The organism is Kitasatospora sp. NPDC093558 (genome assembly GCF_040683475.1).
Taxonomy (GTDB): domain Bacteria; phylum Actinomycetota; class Actinomycetes; order Streptomycetales; family Streptomycetaceae; genus Kitasatospora.
In genome coordinates this window covers 1-2,005 of record NZ_JBFBDY010000945.1, presented here as the reverse complement: position 1 = coordinate 2,005, position 2,005 = coordinate 1, and the positions used below count along the sequence as shown (strand labels likewise).

The following is a 2,005-nucleotide window of genomic DNA, read 5'->3' as shown; positions in this document are numbered from 1 at the left end:
GGTGACTACACCCAGAGCGCCACGCCGCTCGGCGTCTCGCAGGTGCGGATCGCGTTCACGCCGGCGACGCCGGCCCGCTACGTCGACATCCACTACCTGGTCAACGGCGCGGGCCAGCAGAACTTCCGGATGGCGGACGAGACGGGTGCCTGGACCCGGACCGTCGGCCCGCTCTCCGCCGGCACCCCGGTCGAGTACTGGTTCACCTACGAGAAGAACGGCCCGCAGTACGACACCCCGCACTTCACCTACACACAGGGCGGAGGGGGCGGCCCGACGACCGGGTGCCCGGCCCAGTCCGACACCCCGGACCTGGGACCGAACGTGCACGTCTTCGACCCCGGCATGTCCGGCGCCGCCATCCAGTCGGAGCTCGACGCCCAGTTCGCCCGGATGAAGGACACCACCACCGCGCAGTTCTCCGAGGACCGGGTGGCCGACCTGTTCAAACCCGGCGTGTACAGCGTGGAGGACAACGTCGGGTTCTACACCTCGGTCGCGGGTCTGGGGCTCAATCCCGACGACGTGACCATCAACGGCCACGTCACGGTCGACGCGTTCAACGCCTCGGACGCGGGCAACGCGACGCAGAACTTCTGGCGCTCGGCGGAGAACCTGGCCATCAACCCGGCCGGCGGCAACCGCTGGGCCGTGGCGCAGGCGGCGCCGCTGCGGCGCATCGACGTTCACGGTGACCTGCAGCTCTACCCGGCCAGTTACGGGTGGGCGAGCGGCGGTTACGTCGCCGACAGCAAGGTGACGGGTCAGGCATCCTCCTCCTCGCAGCAGCAGTGGTACACCCGCGACAGCAGCCTGGGCAACTGGAGCGGCGGCGTGTGGAACATGGTCTTCTCCGGCACCAGCGGCGCGCCGGCGAACACCTTCCCGAACCCCCCGGAGACCACCCTGGGCACCACCCCCGTCTCGCGCGACGTGCCCTACCTCTACGTCGACGGCGCCGGCAGGTACCGGGTGTTCCTGCCCGCCCTGCGCACCGACGCCTCGGGCCCCAGCTGGGCGGGCGGCAGCACCGCGGGCAACTCGCTGGCGATGGACCGGTTCTACGTCGTCAAGGCCGGCGACACCGCCTCGACCATCAACGCGGCGCTGGCCCAGGGGTGCAACCTGTTCGTCACCCCGGGCGTCTACCACCTCGACCGGACGCTCGACGTCACCAGGGCCGGCACCGTGGTCCTGGGCATCGGCTACCCGACGTTCGTGCCGGACAACGGGGTCGACGCGATGCGGGTGGCGGACGTCGACGGCGTCCGGCTCAAGGGCCTGCTGTTCGATGCCGGCACCACCAACTCGGCCGCGCTGCTGACGGTCGGGGCCCCGGGGGCGGGCGCGCGTCATGCGGGCGACCCGACGACCGTCCAGGACGTGTTCTTCCGGATCGGCGGCGAGATCGCGGGCAGGGCGAGCGCGAGCCTGGTCGTCAACAGCAACGACACGATCATCGACGACATCTGGGCCTGGCGTGCCGACCACGGCAACGCGGGCACGGTCGGCTGGAGCGTCAACACCGCCGACAACGGCCTGACCGTCAACGGCGACAACGTCGAGGCGACGGGCCTGTTCGTCGAGCACTACCAGAAGTACAACGTCACCTGGAACGGCCAGAACGGCAAGACGATCTTCTTCCAGAACGAACTGCCGTACGACGTGCCGAACCAGGCCGCCTGGACGGGCCCGACCGGGCTCAACGGCTACGCCGCCTACAAGGTGGGCGACAACGTCACCTCGCACGAGGCGTGGGGCCTGGGCAGCTACTGCTACTTCAACGTCAACCCGTCGGTGAACAGCCACCACGCGTTCGAGGCACCGGCCGCCCCGGGTGTGAGGTTCCACGACGCGCTGACCGTCTCCCTCGGCGGCAAGGGCACGATCACCCACGTCATCAACGACACGGGAGCGATCACGCCCACGGGCAGCACCGTGCCCAGCAACGTGGTCGCCTTCCCCTGACCCGGCGTCCGGCGCGGTCGGCTAGCCGGCTGGCCGG

At 70.2% G+C, this 2,005-nt stretch carries 1 protein-coding gene; it reads left to right on the top strand.

Features of this window, described 5'->3' with window-relative positions; genetic code table 11:
* Positions 1 to 129: 129 nt before the first annotated feature.
* A complete protein-coding gene (locus AB0O00_RS37230; protein WP_363659124.1) occupies positions 130 to 1,968 on the top strand; it encodes a hypothetical protein in 1,839 nt (612 codons plus the stop codon).
* Positions 1,969 to 2,005: the final 37 nt, after the last annotated feature.

Excerpts from the sequence above, each read along its gene's own strand:
- AB0O00_RS37230 (WP_363659124.1), top strand. The coding sequence starts at position 130 with ATGGCGGACGAGACGGGTGCCTGGACCCGGACCGTCGGCCCGCTCTCC.